At 51.7% G+C, this 16,143-nt stretch carries 15 protein-coding genes and 1 tRNA gene; 9 read left to right on the plus strand and 7 right to left on the minus strand.

Annotation, left to right across the window (positions count from 1 at the left end):
* The first annotated feature begins 228 nt into the window (after positions 1-228).
* Positions 229-1,401: a YncE family protein gene (locus GAH_RS08540; protein ID WP_156967441.1), complete on the plus strand. Its 1,173-nt coding sequence runs from the start codon at positions 229-231 to the stop codon at positions 1,399-1,401.
* Positions 1,402-1,491: 90 nt separating this feature from the next.
* Here GAH_RS08540 and GAH_RS08545 read toward each other — a convergent pair.
* Positions 1,492-1,563: transfer RNA gene (locus GAH_RS08545), tRNA-Arg, on the minus strand.
* 98 nt (positions 1,564-1,661) lie between these two features.
* Between GAH_RS08545 and GAH_RS08550 the strand changes: the two genes are divergently transcribed.
* From GAH_RS08550 to GAH_RS08580, 7 genes are all read left to right on the plus strand, one after another.
* The gene (locus GAH_RS08550) at positions 1,662-2,204 is read left to right on the plus strand and encodes a YbhB/YbcL family Raf kinase inhibitor-like protein (RefSeq protein ID WP_084632422.1); all 543 of its coding nucleotides are present in this window, start codon (positions 1,662-1,664) and stop codon (positions 2,202-2,204) included.
* 36 nt (positions 2,205-2,240) lie between these two features.
* Positions 2,241-3,875 carry an aldehyde ferredoxin oxidoreductase family protein gene (locus tag GAH_RS08555; protein ID WP_048096120.1) on the plus strand — a complete coding sequence of 545 codons (1,635 nt, stop codon included), beginning with the start codon at positions 2,241-2,243 and terminating at the stop codon, positions 3,873-3,875.
* 207 nt (positions 3,876-4,082) lie between these two features.
* A complete protein-coding gene (locus tag GAH_RS08560; RefSeq protein ID WP_156967442.1) occupies positions 4,083-5,303 on the plus strand; it encodes a COG1470 family protein in 1,221 nt (406 codons plus the stop codon).
* A gap of 1 nt (position 5,304) precedes the next feature.
* Entirely contained in the window at positions 5,305-5,865 is a 561-nt protein-coding gene (locus tag GAH_RS08565; protein ID WP_156967443.1) for a hypothetical protein, read from the plus strand.
* 21 nt (positions 5,866-5,886) lie between these two features.
* Positions 5,887-6,252 carry a hypothetical protein gene (locus tag GAH_RS10740; RefSeq protein ID WP_156967444.1) on the plus strand — a complete coding sequence of 122 codons (366 nt, stop codon included), beginning with the start codon at positions 5,887-5,889 and terminating at the stop codon, positions 6,250-6,252.
* Complete coding sequence (locus GAH_RS08575; protein WP_048096126.1) at positions 6,236-6,919, plus strand: hypothetical protein; 684 nt, start codon at positions 6,236-6,238, stop codon at positions 6,917-6,919. The genes GAH_RS10740 and GAH_RS08575 overlap by 17 nt, the downstream gene beginning before the upstream one ends.
* Before the next feature lie 44 nt (positions 6,920-6,963).
* Positions 6,964-7,914: a radical SAM protein gene (locus GAH_RS08580; protein ID WP_048096128.1), complete on the plus strand. Its 951-nt coding sequence runs from the start codon at positions 6,964-6,966 to the stop codon at positions 7,912-7,914.
* A 110-nt stretch (positions 7,915-8,024) separates the two neighbouring features.
* Here GAH_RS08580 and GAH_RS08585 read toward each other — a convergent pair whose 3' ends face one another.
* The 6 genes from GAH_RS08585 to GAH_RS08610 all read right to left on the minus strand — a co-directional run bounded on the left by GAH_RS08585 (position 8,025) and on the right by GAH_RS08610 (position 13,944).
* The gene (locus GAH_RS08585; protein ID WP_048096130.1) at positions 8,025-9,032 is read right to left on the minus strand and encodes a type II glyceraldehyde-3-phosphate dehydrogenase; all 1,008 of its coding nucleotides are present in this window, start codon (positions 9,030-9,032) and stop codon (positions 8,025-8,027) included.
* On the minus strand, positions 9,029-9,220 hold the full coding sequence (locus tag GAH_RS08590) for a CooT family nickel-binding protein (protein ID WP_048096132.1): 192 nt from the start codon (positions 9,218-9,220) through the stop codon (positions 9,029-9,031). Before GAH_RS08590 ends, GAH_RS08585 begins: the two co-directional genes overlap by 4 nt.
* Positions 9,221-9,259: 39 nt before the next feature.
* Positions 9,260-9,502: a hypothetical protein gene (locus GAH_RS08595; protein WP_048096134.1), complete on the minus strand. Its 243-nt coding sequence runs from the start codon at positions 9,500-9,502 to the stop codon at positions 9,260-9,262.
* The gene (locus GAH_RS08600) at positions 9,499-10,632 is read right to left on the minus strand and encodes a radical SAM protein (protein ID WP_048096136.1); all 1,134 of its coding nucleotides are present in this window, start codon (positions 10,630-10,632) and stop codon (positions 9,499-9,501) included. Before GAH_RS08600 ends, GAH_RS08595 begins: the two co-directional genes overlap by 4 nt.
* A 22-nt stretch (positions 10,633-10,654) precedes the next feature.
* Positions 10,655-12,502 (minus strand): aldehyde ferredoxin oxidoreductase family protein, encoded by a 1,848-nt coding sequence (locus GAH_RS08605; protein ID WP_048096138.1) that lies wholly within the window; start codon positions 12,500-12,502, stop codon positions 10,655-10,657.
* An 80-nt stretch (positions 12,503-12,582) separates the two neighbouring features.
* Positions 12,583-13,944: a PAS domain S-box protein gene (locus GAH_RS08610; protein WP_156967446.1), complete on the minus strand. Its 1,362-nt coding sequence runs from the start codon at positions 13,942-13,944 to the stop codon at positions 12,583-12,585.
* 106 nt (positions 13,945-14,050) lie between these two features.
* On the opposite strand from GAH_RS08610, the gene GAH_RS08615 reads away from it, so the two are divergent.
* Positions 14,051-16,132, plus strand: a complete 2,082-nt coding sequence (locus GAH_RS08615; RefSeq protein ID WP_048096141.1) for a PAS domain S-box protein — start codon at positions 14,051-14,053, stop codon at positions 16,130-16,132.
* The last annotated feature ends 11 nt before the right edge of the window (positions 16,133-16,143 follow it).

Here is a 16,143-nt window from a genome sequence, read left to right on the forward strand (position 1 = left end):
TTTAAACGTTTTCCGTAATCTCTCAATCCAAGCAGCCACGCTCGGCATTATCTCATGAAAAAAATTTAATTGCGAATTTCGAAATATATCCTAAGAACAATAATTATTAAAAGTATTTTCATGAAAATTTATATATAGTTAGAGGTCAAACTTAACACTGTAAAAATCTGGAGGAACAGCACCATGTTTTTGAGAAAAACATACAGAAAAAGGCATGGAGCCTTAATTGTGGCAGCAATCTGCGCACTTGCATTCTCTGGCATTTTGGGTGCATCTGCATCCGAATGGGCGGTTGTGGCCAATTCCGATAACGCCACGATAAGCACGATAAACCTGAGTGCGAGCCCATCTGCTGTTCACGGGCCATTTCTTCAGGGCCAGCTTGGAGTGCAGGATGGCGTTCTCGACGTGGTAATCACTCCCGACAGCAGGCGCGCTGTGGTCAGCAACTTCTACAGCAATGAGATATACGTGGTGAACATCACAGACCCAACCAGTCCGGTGGTGGAGGGCTCGGTTTCGATACCCTTCAGCCCCGAGGATCTCGCCATAACTTCTGACGGCAAATACGTCCTCGTCACTGACGGATTGAGTGCACTAGAGATGGCAGTGGTTGATCTGAACGCCATGACCCTCAACGCCACGTACTCTCTTCAGAACGACTACATGAACGCCATAGCCATCGCTCCCGACAACACCGTGATCATCGTGAGCTACCTGACGGACAAGATCATCTACGGGATGTTCGACCCGAATGTGGGGATAGCGTCGGTGAACACGATGCAAACTGAAGACGGCCCGGTTAACGTAGAGATTTCACCTGACGGGAAAACCGTTCTGGTTGCGAACTATGAGTCCGGCGGCAACATGAGCGTGTATGCAATTACAGCACCCGGAACGCTCGCTCCGGGGGTAACGCCGCTTGTTACGGGTTTGCCGAATGGCATACAGTCAATCGCCTTCTCACCTGACGGGACTAAGGCGTATGTGGTCTCCACGGCAGACTCTGCTGACGACGTGCTGTCATGGGTTCAGATTAACAGCGTCGGAGACGTGTCGCTTGGTGGATCGGGCGTTGCAACTCTGCTGTCAAATGTTGATGACGGCTACTTCGGAGTTGATGTTGTGGCGCTCACGTCTGATGGAAGCGTGGCTGTTGTGGGGAACCCGGGTGAGGGGTTTGCAATGAGCCCGAGCAAGAACGTGACGATGGTCGATCTGAGCACATGGGTCACGAGCTCGATAAACACGAACGAGGCATATCCGAGCGGAATAAAGACGTTCACGCAAGCAAAAACCACTCCACCGCTCAGCTCCATTCCGGAATTCGAGAGTATTGCTGTGCCACTGCTTGGTGTGATTGGAGTCATTCTCGTGGCCGGATTGAGAAGGGATGGGTAGCCCACCCAAATATTTTTGTTTTAACATTTTTTAGAGCTCGTTGACTCATTTCAGCGGTGTTTTTGGAGGGCACTAAGCCAGAAGAAAAAGTGCCCCGGCCGGGAGTTGAACCCGGGTCCGGGAGTCCGCAGCCCCCGAGGATATCCGCTACCCTACCGGGGCACACATGAGACATTCTCGCGTTGCTTATTTACTTGTTGATGCAGAGTTGCGGGGGAATATTTATCTTGTCCCTGACCGATGTTCATAGGGGCATGAGCATGAGAAAAGTCCACATCGTACTTCTTGCCACCACTCTCTTGATTTTTGGATGTACCGGACAGGAATCGATGGAAAAGGGCACACTCTCAGTAACCTCATCCTTCAAAAATGGTGGTGAGATTCCGAAGAAGTACACGTGCGATGGCGTGAATATCAACCCTCCTCTGGTGATTGGTGGGGTTAGCGATAAGGCTAAAAGCCTCGTCATCATCGCTGACGATCCCGACGCCCCAATGGGCACCTTCACCCACTGGATAGCATGGAACATTCCGGTGACGGACAGGATCCCGGAGGGGGTTCCAAAGGCCGGTGCTGTAAGCAAGCCGGTGAGGATGGTGCAGGGTGTCAACGATTTTGGGAAGGTTGGCTACGATGGCCCCTGTCCGCCCCGAGGAGAGAAGCACCGCTACTTTTTCAGGGTTTACGCTCTCGACACCATGCTCGACCTCGAGCCCGGAGCTGACAGAAAGGAGCTCGAATCGGCCATGAAGGGGCACGTGATTCAGTACGGGGAGATCATGGGAATGTATGGGAGGAGCTGAGGCCAAGTTTATCTATTGGTTTTTCCAACTTTCACCATGAGCCTCGCCATCGTTGATGTTGGCAGCAGAAATGTAAAGCTCTCCAGAATCCCGGAGAAGGATGAGAGGGAGCTGATAGGTGGGAAGGGGATAGCAACCAAGCTTCTCCTCAGCATTCCCGAAAAAGCTGACCTGCTGTCACCTGAGAACGCCATAATATTTGCCGTCGGGCCTGTTAATTCATTCAGGCTTTCCGGGGCGTCGAGAATGACTGCCGTCTTCAAGTCCCCTCTGACTGGGGGTTATGGCGAGAGCCAGTGCGGTGGCTTTGCCCCTCACGAAATGGCGCTTACAGGGATTAACGCCCTTATGATAACCGGTAGGAGCGATAGGCCTGTGTACTTGGTTGTTGAAGATGGAAGTGTCGAGGTCAAGCCAGCCGACCACCTGTGGGGGCTCGACGCGTTTGAGACCGAGGAAGCACTCAGGAAGGATGAGGGTGGGGAAGTGATCGCCATTGGGCAGGCCGGGGAAAATCTGGTTAGATTTGCGTGCATAACTCACAGGAGGGGCAGGCAGTTTGGGAGAGCTGGGGGAGGAGCGGTTCTTGGGTCGAAGAGGGTGAAGGCCATCGTCTTTAAAGGAGACGGAGAGAGCAGGATCGACAGGGAGTTCGAGGAGTTTCTTGATGAGCAGGTGATTCCGAAGCTCTCCGCACTGCAGGAGTACGGGACGCCCAACATCATGTGGCTAGTGAATAAATCGAAGAGCCTGCCGTCATACTACTGGGAGAAGTCCGAGTTCGACATCGAGAGCATCGATGCGGAGGCTATGCTGAAATACTTTGTTAGAAGGAACGCTTGCTACTCATGCAAGGTCGCGTGCGGGAGGATAAGCAGGACTGAAAGGGCCGAGGTGGAGGGGCCGGAGTACGAAACTCTATACGCATTCGGCTCGCTGCTCGGAAATTCCAACTTGAAGTCGATAATCGAGGCCAACGAGCTCGCTGACAGGCTCGGAATGGACACGATATCTTTGGGGAACGCCATCGGTTTTGCGATCACGCTGAGCAGGCTCGGGAAAATTGACGAAAGGCTTGACTTCGGTGAGGGCGAGAAGTACGTTGAGCTCGTCAGGAAGGTTGCTTTCAGGGAAGGCGTAGGGAACCTGCTTGCTGAAGGCGTTGCGAGGATGGAAAAGCTCACGGGAGTTGAGGGGGTGCACGTGAACGGGCTCGAACCTCCTGCCTATGATCCCAGAGGAATTTTCGGCGTAGCTTTGGCCTACTCAACCTCGCCGAGGGGGGCATGCCACATGCGGAGCTGCGCCTACAGGCCAAACCTTGCCGGACAGCTGAACAGGCTTTCTCCAGAAGGTCAGGCTCAGCTCGTCAAGGAGCTTGAGGACTTCTACGCTGTCGTTGACAGCCTTGTTTACTGCCGCTTCCTCGCACTGCCTCAGATAGGGATGGGCTGGGAGGACGTGGCGAGGCTGCTTGAGATCTCCACCGGCAGAAAGTACGGGGTGGAGCAGCTGAAGAGGATAGGCCACATGATACACAGCATGGCCTGGGAGTTCAACAGGAGGGAGGGAATCGAATACGGAAGGCTGCCATCAAAGCTCTTCGAGTACGGGCTGAGGAGGGAGGATTTCGAGAGGATGCTCGGGGAATACGTTGGGTTGAGGGGTTAAGCGGTACTTCGAATCGCCATATTCTTACAAATTTTGTGTGCGCTTGGTTTCCTTAGGGTAAAAAATTCTCTATCTTAGAGCATCTTGGCAATCTTTTATCTTTGTAGCTATAAATGACAGCATAAAATAAAATTATTAAAATTTTTCTCAAAACATGGTCAGAAGAAATATATGTCTGTAACATTTAACTATAAGGTGGTGATTAGCATGAAGTATCTGGTGGTGGCTTCGTTAATGGCGCTTCTGGCTGTCGCGGTGAGTGCTCACGCGAGTGAGGTGGTTTCTGTTTCTCAGCCAGTGCCGATACCTGTGGAGAGGGTGGACATCGAAAAAGTGTACGAGAACGTTACTAAGATCGTCGTGGAGCCAAAGTACAAGCACCTGCGCTTAATGCCGGGAGACGAGAAAACTTTTACAGTCAAACTCAAGAATCCAAACGAAAAGGATGTTGTGGTGGAGCCGAGAGTGGTCACATTCCCCATCTTCGATAACTTGGTTGGCAAAGACTGGGTTAGTTTTGACAAAAGCAAGTTCGTATTAAAGGCTGGTGAAAGCGCCGAAATTAAGGTAACGGTGAAGGTGCCAGAAGATGCCGGAAAGGGGTACTACAATTCAATGGTCGTCTTCACAAACGACAGCATCCAGATGCCCTATCCATCCGTAAGGCCTATCTATGTGAACCAGATGAGCCTGAGCGTGAACGTGTGGGTTCCACCTGTGGTGAGGATTTACCCGAGGTTTATTGATGACAGGGTTGAAGCTGGTGGGAGCTATGAGTACAAGATATATGTAGAGAACACGGGAGATCACCCACTAAAGATGAATCCATCCCTGGTGAGGGAAGAGGGAGTCTACTATGACCCGTTCTCTCCTGTAACTTGGATGGACGACAGTCTGGTGACCATAGAGGCTCCAAAAGTGATTGAGCCTAAGTCCAAGGCCGTTGTAAAGGTGAAGGTGAACGTCCCGTCTTCGGTTAAAGGCATTCTGAGAGCGAGTCTCAACTTGAATGTCGAGGATCCGGGATTGGACGAGTGGATGCAGAGAATTGATTTGAACTTGCAGGTTTACGAAAAGCCAAGCGAACCCTTCGTTAAAACATTCGCTGTCGAAAACGCCACGAAAGTCACGATAACTGTCTCGACAAGCAACTACGGAAAGGGTGCAGAAAAGCTTGATGAGGTTGATGTTAGGGTGGTCTCTCCAGTTGGGGTTGTGAACCTGAAACCGAGCAGAGTCGTCGAAGAAGTCAGAGTGTCTCTGTCTGACTCAAAGCTGCCGCCTTGGGAGGAGGTTGAGGGGATTTACACCGTTACGGGCTACAAGAGAACTGAGGTTTACACGATCGAAAACCCGGTTGACGGAGTCTGGAAGGTGGAGGTGCTGCCAAGCAGCGAAAGCTTCAGTCTCGTGGTGGAGGTAGAGTGAATTGAGGTGGCTTTTCCTAATTTTTCTTTTTTCTGTTCTTACAATGGCCTGCATACAAGAGGAGAATGCGAAAACGAATTTCAGTGGGAATGGGACTAACACCAGCGATGAAAATTCTGTGCAGACCATTGATGAGCTGGCGAGGGAGATAAAGAACGCTCCAGAAGATTTTCTCTATCCGTACGATGGACTCAGTTACGATACAATCGCTGTCAATGTTGAAAGTGGCAGAGTTATTGTAAAGGCGACGAGCGAGGAAGTTCCCGGAGAGGACGTGTACATGTTTGTTTACGAAAATGGGACTTTGGTCTTGAAATCTTACCTTCTTGAGGCTATACCCCCCAGTGTGAGAGAACAGGCAATAGCGATAGCCCTGAGCAACAGAACGGTCTACGAGAATGCAGATGGACACATAACTGTCAGGAGGGTCTTACCCCACACCGCCGCGAAGTTCTACATTCCAAAGGAGTTATTCAGCGTTACTTGGCATGGCGACAGGATTGTCTCAGCTCTCGTGGATTTGGAAGAAGGCACCGTTGTGAAGACATACCTTTCTGGCTAATCAGCAGAGGGGGGATGGCTTATGGGTAAGACCTCAATTGTCTATCTCATTATATTTTTGAACACTGTATTTTTCCTCTACGCCCTTTTTGAGAACTTCGTGTACTCCTCTGTAGTTCTCTCGGAAATTTTGCTTATTGTGCTGTACATGCTGAGTAAAGATAAAATCTGCCTGAAACTGTTTGCTGTTCCCATACTTGTGTCTGGAATGCTGGTTGTGGTATATCCCTTCACCTTTAATGGCTTTTTCAGGCTGGTGTGGAACATTCTTTATTTTGCTCAGCTGCTCCTCACTTTCACGCTCCCTCCAGCTTGCGGTGCAAGGTATCTGAAAAACTTGGAAAAAAGTCATGAACGTGGGTGGCATGTGTATGAATCGGGAAACTAAAATTACAATCGCGGCATTACTGCTCGTTTTTATCTTCTTCACAGGCTTGGCGTTCTCTTTATTCACTCTCCCGTTCGTAAACCTTCCAGCAGAATACGATTACAGGGTAATCTACGAGATTGACGGTGAACTCCCTCAAAACATCACGCTGATACTGCCAGTCCCATACTTTGAAGGTGAGGTTGCGAGACTCAGACCTCCACCCGGGGTTAACGTTAGCTATGTGGAAGCCGAATATGGGGAGATGTTGAAAGTGACAATTACAGTCAGCAGCGAGATTGACAGGATGCACATGCTGCGCATTGCCCACTTTACCAGTCATGAAGGGACGATCGATGTTGTGAAGGTGAATGCGACCCTCTCACCCCTCCTTCAAAAAGAGCTGCAATCAAGAAAAGAAACCAAAGACGGGTTTTCAGAGATTTACAGGATAAAGGTTCCAGTATATGCGGAATTTGATGGGAACGCCAGTATTGAAATCCTTTACAATGTTGATTCTGGCTTTCAGGCACTACCATTCTTTTTCCTCCCGCTCCCGTGGGAGCCGAAATACGGATGGAAGCCGTACATTGGCCACAAAAGCTTGAAGTTTAGGATAATATCTAAGGGCTGGCAGGTTGTGGAAGGAGAAGAAACGATCAGGATTGTCTACCAAAGGATGTTTTGATGTTTGAGGGGGTGGTATCAATTTTTTCTAACGCCACTCCATACATGGGACTTGTTAAGGTGTACTTCGGAAACAGGGTACTAAGAAAAAAGAGGCCCGTGATTTTCGCGCACATGGTAACCTTCAGGTGCAACATGCGATGTCACTACTGCATGTACTGGAAGAAAAGCGGAGAAGAGGTGAGTCTGGGTGAAGTCGTGAAGATGCTGAAAGAGGCCTCTGAGGAGGGGCTGGCGATCTACACGGCAACTGGTGGAGAGCCCCTTCTGAGGAACGACATTGAGCAGATCGTTTCTGCTGCGAGGGACTATGGCTTTTACACGACCCTCGTTACGAATGGTCTTCTCCTAAAAAGGAGGGGGCTGAGCGGCTTGGATCTGCTCACTGTAAGTCTCGATACCTTGGACAGGGAAAAGTTCGCCAGAATTACCGGGGTAAATGCTCTGAATGAGGTTGTGGATGCCATTAAGTGGGCTTCCGAGAGGTTCCGGATGAACGTAAATGTGGTTGTGCATGAGGAGAACGCGAATGAGATTTTCAGGCTTGTTGAATTCGCAGACTCACTTGGAATTGGGATAACATTCGAGCCAGTCTCAAGTTACTTTGCCGGATGTGCGAGCATCTCACCAAAAACTCTAAGAAGAACCTTTGCCGAGATACTGAGATTGAAGAGGGATTACAGGTGCATATGGAACACGGAAGGGTATTTAAGGCTGGTAATGGAAACTCAGAATTTCCCGTGCCTTCCATACTTCCTGCTCAGAGTCAATCCAGACGGAACTGTAATTGCTCCCTGTTACGAGGTTGACCATGTAGCGGTTGGAAACCTCACTTCTCAAACCTTGAAAAGCGTCGTGAGCAGCGACGCCTTCATTAAATCATGTGAGGTAGGGGAGTGCGGGAAGTGCTATCTGCTTTGCTATGTTGAGCCTTCGATGGTGTTTTCAAGCTTGAGATGGGCCGTGAAAAGCATTTACGGGATCTTGAAAGCGTGAATATCAATAATGGTGGTTTCAAAAAAGACTCAACAAAAAAGATTTGAGAGTGGATTTTTGTTTGGGAATGTTTGGAAGTGTGGGGACGTAAGAAGCCTAAAAAATGGTAATCAAGCGATCCCAAGCGTCCTGTTCGTCTTCTTCATGCTCTCCTGCTTATCAGCAAGCTCGAACATCGCCCTTATTGCGTCAATGTTCTCAGGGACGACTATCGCCTCCTGATGGATGGCCTGGGTTATGTAGAGCTCTCCGTCGTGGAAGTTGATGCTCTCTCTCCAAACAGCGTTCTCGAAGAGGTCGTAGCGAAGCCTGTACTCCCTCGCGAACTCTATTATCTTGGCAGTTGAGGTGAAGCCCTCCTCCTTGGAGAAGAGCATTATCCTGGGCTCCTCATCGAATCTTGAAATGACGTCATCCACACTAACGTTTCCATCAATCTCTACAGCTATGCTGTGAAGGTGCATGAGCGTTGTGGGCACCTTGAATGCTGTCGTGACGATGTTCACGTCCGGAAGCACCGTCTTCACATCCTCGGCATGGTGGGACGGTAGCTTGACGGGATCGGGCATTATGCCGTTCACAAGACCCTTCTTGTCCTCCTTTGGATCAACGACCCTTCTTATCATAGTGGCCCTGACCTTCCTGAGCTCGTACATGTCCCTCAGGATTGACAGGACCCTTGCAAGACCTGTGGTGTTGCAGCTCACCACCCTTACGAAGCTCTTTCCCACAGCGTCATCGTAATTCGCGAGAGAGCTGAATGAGACCTCAGCAACGTGAGCCTTCTCTCCACCCTGAAATATGGCCTTGACTCCGGCCTTCTCGTAAAGGGGCTTGTTCTCGGCCCCAACCTTCCCCGGGGAGCAGTCCACAACTATATCTGCTTTCTCGAGCAGGTCCTCTATTGTTCCCTTCACCTCTATGCCAGCATCCTCAAAGGCCTTCACCCTGTCGGGAATCGCTGCATAGAGCCCGTACTTCTCTGCCCCCATCCTCGCCTCGAAGTCCGGCTTAGTTTTCGTTACTCCCACCACTTCCATGTCGTCCTGCAGGCTAACTGCATCGGCAACCCTCTTTCCGATAGTTCCGTAACCGTTTATCGCCACCTTAACCTTCATTTTCCTCCCTCCACAACTATCCTATGCTGCCTGAAATCCATCAGCACTATCCTGCCCTCAACCTCGCCATACTCGCCAAGAAGGCCCCACATTTTAACCTTTCCGTTTTCAACCTCGATCCTGACGACATCCTCCATGACAACTTCCTCACTCTCACCCTTCTTCAGAATGACCTTCGACTCGCACATGGTTGAAAGTAGGATTCGGAATACTTAAACTCTCCTGAATTACCCTCCCGCCCTCTTTCTCATAAGCCTCTCACGAAACCTCTCCGCAATCCGCCCTTTAGGAATCGCTATTTCGTTCAGCGTTAGTCCAAGGCTTGTCTTTCCAGCCTCACGAATCGTTATCTTTCCGCTGTCAATGGTGAACCCGCTTTCGGACTCTGAGTAATCGACTCCAAGCTCGTCGAGCACCTCCCTGAGAAGTTCCCTGATCTCCTCTGCAGGCAGCGCTGAGAGGATTTTCACAGCAGGCATCTCGCAATCTTCACGCTGTATAGACACTCCGAGCAGGAAACACTGTTGGCGTAGCAGTCAATGTTCTGCTTGGCATACCAGCACCCCGAGACGTGGGGACAGTCGGCACACCACGGGAAGTTCTCGGTCATATCCTTCCTCAGGGAGTTGAACTGCCCCATGCTCTCGAACGCCGAGTCGATGTCCACTTTGTTCAAATCTGCGGTGATGTGCTCATTTACAGACTTGAAGTGGTCGTTCACGACCTCCGTGTGCGTGTAGGCGAAGGACATGCAGGGGGCAACCATTCCGTCGGCCCTGATGAACACCATGCCCTCATACGGGCACTCCCTGTTCCTCCAGTCACCGAAGAAGCTGGCCCTCTCGAAGTCAACTCCGTAGCTCCTCGCTATGTCCTCACATCTCTCTACAACCTCCTCAGCTCTCATTGCCACCTCGATCCTCCCCTCCGACTCGAGTATGTACGGGATGTTTATCGAGTAGCCCTCCTCGTAAACCCTGTCGAGGATCTTCCTGTATTCCTCTGCCCACTCGCCACCTCCCCTGCTCCAGTCCCTTATTGCAGAGAGTATGAAGTCCCTGTCGAGCCCCCTCACGGTCTCAACGCAGAACCTGCTGCCCTCGAAGTAGAGGGTCTTGGAGTACATCTCCAGGTTTCCAGCCACAACGTTGGTCAGCTGAACGTTCGCACCGTTTTCTGCTGAAACCCTCACGAGCTCGTCTAGTATCTCTATGTTGTCCCTCGTCAGGACTATCTGCGTGGTAGCCTTCTCGCCCGCCTTCTTCAGCTTCTCCTCGATCTTCCTGAAGACCAGTCCCTTCCTGTGTCTCGCGTCGAAGTCAATGGATATCCCTATCCTGTCGAGCAGCTCGAGAACCTCGTCGAAGTTCCAGTCTATCATTCCGTTGGTGCTCAGCATCGTCTCTCCGTTAACCATCTCGAGAATCCTCGTGATCTGGGGGTGAAGGAGGGGTTCTCCGTAACCGTAGAGCACGAGCTCGTCAGCATCCGCGACCTTCTCAACAAGGCTCAGATCCACGTGATTCGGTTTGTCCCTCTTTCTGAAGCAGTACTCGCAGCTCAGATTGCAGGACGTGGTTACCTCAAGCTGAAGTTTCATAAAAATCAAAAAGAAAAGAGAGTCAGACTATTCCGAGCTCCTTCAGCTTCTCCTCCGTCGGGACTCCGTTCACCCAGCCTCTCAGCCTGTAGTACTCCTCCTTCATCTTCTCGAAGTCCTCTTTGCTGACCACCTGTCCCTTCGTCGGCCCCTCCGGAACCGGATCCTCGAAGAGCCTTCTTGGCAGCGTGTCGTCCTTGCCGTTGAATCCGAACTTGTTGATTATCAGCCTCTCGAGGTTGTATATTCTCTCTCCAATGGTCAGGATGTCCTCCGCACCCATGTCCCAGCCTGTAACTGCTGAGAGGAGGCTCGCGTAGTCGTCAGCTCCGAGGGCGAAGGTCGTGAAGAGGCAGTTAACCGTTGAGTTCACGGTGGACGTGAAGTCCTGGAACACCTTGACCCACTGCGCCTTGCCCTCGTACGTGAGCGGGTCTATCTTCTCCGGCAGGCCGATGATTTCCGGACTCACCGTGTAGCCGGTGACGTGGCACCCGCCTCTGTTGGCTGTTGCGTAGTTCAGGCCTATGCCCTTTATGCCCCTCGGATCGTAAGCGGGCATCTCCAAGCCCTTAACGCTCATTGAGACGTCGAGGCCAAATATCTCCGCCATTCTCTTCGAGCCGAGAGCCAGATACTTCCCAACCCCTATCCTGTAAGCAGTCTTCCAGACTCCATCAACGAGAGCTACAGGGTTGCCGAAGTTGTACTCTATGCCCTGCGTGTCCTCGAGTGTGAGCTTGCCCCTCTCGTAGAGCTCCATCGCGCATGCTATGGCCGAGCCCATGGAAATCGTGTCCAGTCCGAGCTCGTCGCACAGGTGGTTGGCCTTGATTATCGCCTCGAGGTCAATCACGCCCGTGTCGTTTCCAAGGCTCCAGATCGACTCGTACTCAGGCCCCTCGGAGTTGAGAACCTGCCACGGCCCCTTCTTCACCGAAGTTGCCCTGCCGCATGCGATAGAGCATCCCCAGCAGGCGTGGTTCCTGTCGAGGTACTTCTCTGCCATCGTCTCTCCGCTTATGTCATTGGCTTTCTCATGGTATGCGCCCTGCCAGTTCTTGTAGGGCAGAGCGCCGCTCTCGTTTATCACGTTCACAAGCACGGCAGTACCGTACTTGGGCAGCCCCTCTCCCGTGACGGGGTTCTGCTTTATCTTGTCGAGCGCGCTCTTTGTCGCCTCCTTGAACTCATCCGGCTTGGCAATCTCCGGCCTGAAGCTCCCTCCGACGACTATCGCCTTCAGCATCTTGCTGCCCATCACCGCTCCTACACCAGTTCTGCCTGCCGCCCTGTGGTAGTCGTTCATTATCGCAGCATAGTTCACGAGGTTCTCTCCTGCAGGCCCTATGCACGCGACGCTGACCTTCTCCTCGTACCTTCTCTCCAGAATCGCCGTGGTGTCAAAAACGCTCCTGCCCCAGAGGTCGCTCGCCTTCCTCAGCTCGGCCACACCGTCAATAATCTCGAGGTACACGGGCTCGCTCGACGCGCCCTCAATCACGATCATGTCGAAGCCTGCGAACTTCAGGTACGGCCCCCACTTTCCACCGCTGTTCGCCGAGGCGATGGAGCCTGTGAGCGGGCTTCTCAGGGCCATCACGTGGTATCTGCCCGCCTCCGGAAAACCAGCAACACCGGTCGCAGGGCCGGTGCCAAAGATGAGAACGTTCTCCTCTCCAAGCGGGTCAACATCTCTCGCTGAAAGACCCTCCTTCTCGTACTCCTTCAGGTACTGCCACAGCAGGTAGACGGAATAGCCCTTTCCGCCGAGGTACTTCCTTGCAACCTCCTCGTCTACATCAAGCACGTCAAGAGACCCGCTCGAAAGATCCACTCTCAATATACTCCCCATAAAACCGTTTCCCATGCTATCATCTCCTGCAGGAGAATATTATTCACGAACCTATATATACTTTATCGCGAATAAATCGTTAATTGGGACGTTCCTCAATACCTCCTGAGCTTCAGCTCGAAAACCGCCCCAGAAGGTACGTTATCGTAAACTTTAATCTCTCCGCCGAGCAGCTCCACGACCTTCTTTGCGATGAACAGCCCAAGCCCCGTGCTGCCGATTGTGCTGAAGCCCTCCTCGAAAACCCTGTCCTTTATCTCGTCAGGAACCCCCTTTCCGTCATCCCTGATCCTAAGAACTCCGAACCTCCCCTCGACGCAGGTCTCAAGGAGAATCGTCACCCGCTCCCTGCCGCTGTGGGTGACAGCATTCCTCAGAATGTTGTCTATCACCGACTTCACCGACTCGTTGGCCTTGACGAACACATCCATCAGGGAGTACTGGATGTCGGCCACACACTCGTAGCTCCTCGCCACCTCCCTCACGTAGTCAGCCAGATTGACGCTGTACGTTGCACCCACGGCCTCCTCTATAGCCTTGGACTCCTTTATAAGCGTCACAATCCTGTCTATCTTCCTCATTGCGTTCTCCCTGAGCTTTTCGTCGTTCATCTCCAGCGCCGCCTCCACCACGGTTATGTCGTTCAGTATGTCGTGCCTCAGAATCTTGTTCACGAGCGAGAGGTACTCGCTCTTCTTCTTAAGCTCGCTTGTGAGCATGTGCAGGTCAGTTGTGTCGACGAGGATGCTCGTCACCGCCGGCTTCCCCTTATACATGATCCTTGACGGCCTTCCGGTTACCCAGAAAACGCTCCCGTCCTTCGTGATGACCCTCCAGGAGTAGGTCTCTGCCGCCCTCTTGCCGCTGAGCCTCTCCCTGTACCTCCTCTCCACGGTCTCCCTGTCCTCGGGATGAACGAAGTTCAGCGGGTTCATCCTCTTCAGCTCGTCCCACGTGTATCCGAGCAGATCGAGGAGGGACTTGTTGGCGTAGACGAACTTCTCTCCCTGAACTATGTACGCGGGATTCGGGGATTCGTGAACGAGAACCCTGAACAGCTCGCTGTTCTCCTTCAGCTGCTCTTCGAGCTGCTTCCTTTTCGTTATGTCGATCCAGTTCCCTATAACGTAAAGCCCGTCCTCGCACCTCACAGGGGTGACGTAGCCCCACACCCACCTGACCTTTCCGCTCTTCGTCAGGTATCTGCACTCGTAGCTCACGATTTCCTCGTCGAATATCTTGTCCAGCACCTTCTTTATCTTTTCAAGATCCTCATGATAGACCAGATCGAGAATGGACGAGCCAACCAGCTCCTCTCTGCTGTACCCCGTCGCCTTCTCAACAATTTCGTTCACGTAAAGTATCCTGTACTGATCATCGTGAACGTAAATTCCAGCGAGCGACTTGTCGGCCACAAGCCTCCAGAAGTCCTCGTTAAATTTGCTACAATTTATCATCTTTTCCAATTTATCCACAAAGGAGGATATATAATTAACGAGAGATAGCGGGCATTCGTTAAATCAAAAACTATTAATTTGCCGCTGTCGTGGTTTTATCAGGTAGATGAAGGTCGTAATCGTCTCCGGGAAATACAGGCAAATGCTCGAGGATGTTGTGGCATCTCTTGGGGTTAGATATAATGTTTACCTGAGAGACCTGAATGAGATTCCTGATAGTCTGGAGAACTCCCTGCTGGTTGTGGAAGAAGAGCTGATCAGCACTCCAGAGCAGGTGAAGCTCATAGACCGGTTGAGATCGTCAGGAAACCGCATCTTTGTTCTCAGCAGCGATCCAAACAACGCACCCGGTCATGTTAAAAGTGTTGCAGATGGAGTGCTGGCCGCAAGCAAGTCCGAGGTTGCATCAGCTATTGCCGCAGCACTCTCTGCAGAAGAACAATCTCCAGATAAAGAATCCGAAAAAGACGGTTCTTTCCAGCGAGACGTGTTTGCGAGCGTTATGGAGGCCGTTAACGCTGGATACCTCCTCCTCGACACAAACGGAGTCATTCTGGACGTGGACAGAAGCGCCAGAAGGATCGTGGGAGAAGATCTTTCAACGGGGAAGAGCCTCCTCGACGTGTTCGACATCGAGGGAGACCTGAAGAGCGCATTTCAGGCAGACAGGGAGAAGAGCGTTTTTGCGAGGCACAGGATTTCGGGAAGAAGGTTTACCCTCTCGATCAGGAGAGCCGGGAACGTTTTCCTGTGCGTTGTGAGAGAGGAGATGGATGTAGAGAGACTTCGAAGAGAGCTGTTTGAGTGCAGAGAATCGTTCAGAGCTCTGAACGATAGCGGTGCGTTCGGGATTGCGATTGTGAGGAACAACAGGATCCTTTCGCACAACGGCAAGCTCGCAGAACTTGTTGGGAAAGCCTCAGAAAGGCTGTCCGGGAGGTCTTTCCTGCTGCTGTTTCACGAGGACGACAGGAAAAGGGTTGAGGATCTGATGGCCAGCGGCGGGAGGTTGGAAAACGTCAGGATGAGGTCGAGCAGCGGGACAAGGTACGTTGCGCTGACGGCCGTGAAATCAGGTGATAGCGTTCTGTGCACGCTCTTTGACGTCACCCAGTACGTTCTTGAGAGAGACGAGGAGAGGAAGATCAAAGACGCCTACAGGACTGTGTACGAGCTCTCCCCGTACCCCATCGTCGTGCACGACAGGGGAAAGGTTGTGATGTACAACCGGAAGGCGAAGGAGTTCTTCAAAATGCAGGGAGACATGACCGGAATCAACCTCATGGACTTCATGCCTCCAGAATCAAAGAGCAAGTTCCTGAGAAAAATAGAGTCCTTAGCCATGGGGTTCGATACCTGCCCGGTGGAGGAGATCCGGTTCAACATAGACGGCGATGAGAGGGAGACCCTGATAAACTGCAGGGCGATATCTCTGGGAGGGCGAAGCCTTGTCATATCGGTGATCGTAGATCTTACCGAAAGCGTCAGGGTTTCCCGGCTGCTCAGGATAATACACAAGATTAACACGAGCCTTGTTGAGATAAAGAGCAAGAAGTTGGTGATACAGCACGCCCTCAAGGAGCTCGAGAGGGAGTATCATCAGGCCTTCGCGGTGATGAAGGCCAGAAACGGTTTCGAGGTCGTTACCCCATCCGAGATGATGTACGTGAGGGAGGTCGAAAACGAGTGCGTCAAGCGGGCAATGGAGACCCACAGGGAGATCATAGTCAAGAGGAACAGCCACCCGGAGGAGTGTGTTTACAGGGAGCTTCACGATGAATACGAGACTGCAGTCTTCCCGCTTCAGATAGGGAACGAGCTCTTTGGGTTTTTGACGATTATAGCCGCAAGAATATTCCTCGACGCTGAGATAAAGCTGCTCAGAACCCTCGTTGGAACGCTGGCCTACGTCTACCACAAGAGCGAGCTCGAGGAGGTCAGGCTCAGGGCAATAGAGCAGCTGAAGAGGAACATTCACGAGTTCTCCATCGTGCTCGACAGGATCAAGAACCCTCTCGCTGTGATCTACGGATACTGCGAGCTCACAGACGAGATACATGACGTGAACCTCATGGCCGCCAAGATACGGGAGGAGGTCGAGAGAATAAACGATCTCCTCAAACAGCTCGAGAGGGACTGGGAGGCGAGCGAGGACCTCCTGGATTTCATAGAGGGTATAAGAAGGTGAAGTTTTTTGAA

It is taken from the genome of Geoglobus ahangari (assembly GCF_001006045.1).
GTDB lineage: Archaea > Halobacteriota > Archaeoglobi > Archaeoglobales > Archaeoglobaceae > Geoglobus > Geoglobus ahangari.

Excerpts from the sequence above, each read along its gene's own strand:
- GAH_RS08550 (WP_084632422.1), top strand. The coding sequence starts at position 1,662 with ATGAGAAAAGTCCACATCGTACTTCTTGCCACCACTCTCTTGATTTTT.
- GAH_RS08555 (WP_048096120.1), top strand. The coding sequence starts at position 2,241 with ATGAGCCTCGCCATCGTTGATGTTGGCAGCAGAAATGTAAAGCTCTCC.
- GAH_RS08560 (WP_156967442.1), top strand. The coding sequence starts at position 4,083 with ATGAAGTATCTGGTGGTGGCTTCGTTAATGGCGCTTCTGGCTGTCGCG.
- GAH_RS10740 (WP_156967444.1), top strand. The coding sequence starts at position 5,887 with ATGGGTAAGACCTCAATTGTCTATCTCATTATATTTTTGAACACTGTA.
- GAH_RS08575 (WP_048096126.1), top strand. The coding sequence starts at position 6,236 with ATGAATCGGGAAACTAAAATTACAATCGCGGCATTACTGCTCGTTTTT.
- GAH_RS08580 (WP_048096128.1), top strand. The coding sequence starts at position 6,964 with ATGGGACTTGTTAAGGTGTACTTCGGAAACAGGGTACTAAGAAAAAAG.
- GAH_RS08585 (WP_048096130.1), bottom strand. The coding sequence starts at position 9,032 with ATGAAGGTTAAGGTGGCGATAAACGGTTACGGAACTATCGGAAAGAGG.
- GAH_RS08590 (WP_048096132.1), bottom strand. The coding sequence starts at position 9,220 with ATGTGCGAGTCGAAGGTCATTCTGAAGAAGGGTGAGAGTGAGGAAGTT.
- GAH_RS08600 (WP_048096136.1), bottom strand. The coding sequence starts at position 10,632 with ATGAAACTTCAGCTTGAGGTAACCACGTCCTGCAATCTGAGCTGCGAG.
- GAH_RS08605 (WP_048096138.1), bottom strand. The coding sequence starts at position 12,502 with ATGGGAAACGGTTTTATGGGGAGTATATTGAGAGTGGATCTTTCGAGC.
- GAH_RS08610 (WP_156967446.1), bottom strand. The coding sequence starts at position 13,944 with ATGATAAATTGTAGCAAATTTAACGAGGACTTCTGGAGGCTTGTGGCC.
- GAH_RS08615 (WP_048096141.1), top strand. The coding sequence starts at position 14,051 with ATGAAGGTCGTAATCGTCTCCGGGAAATACAGGCAAATGCTCGAGGAT.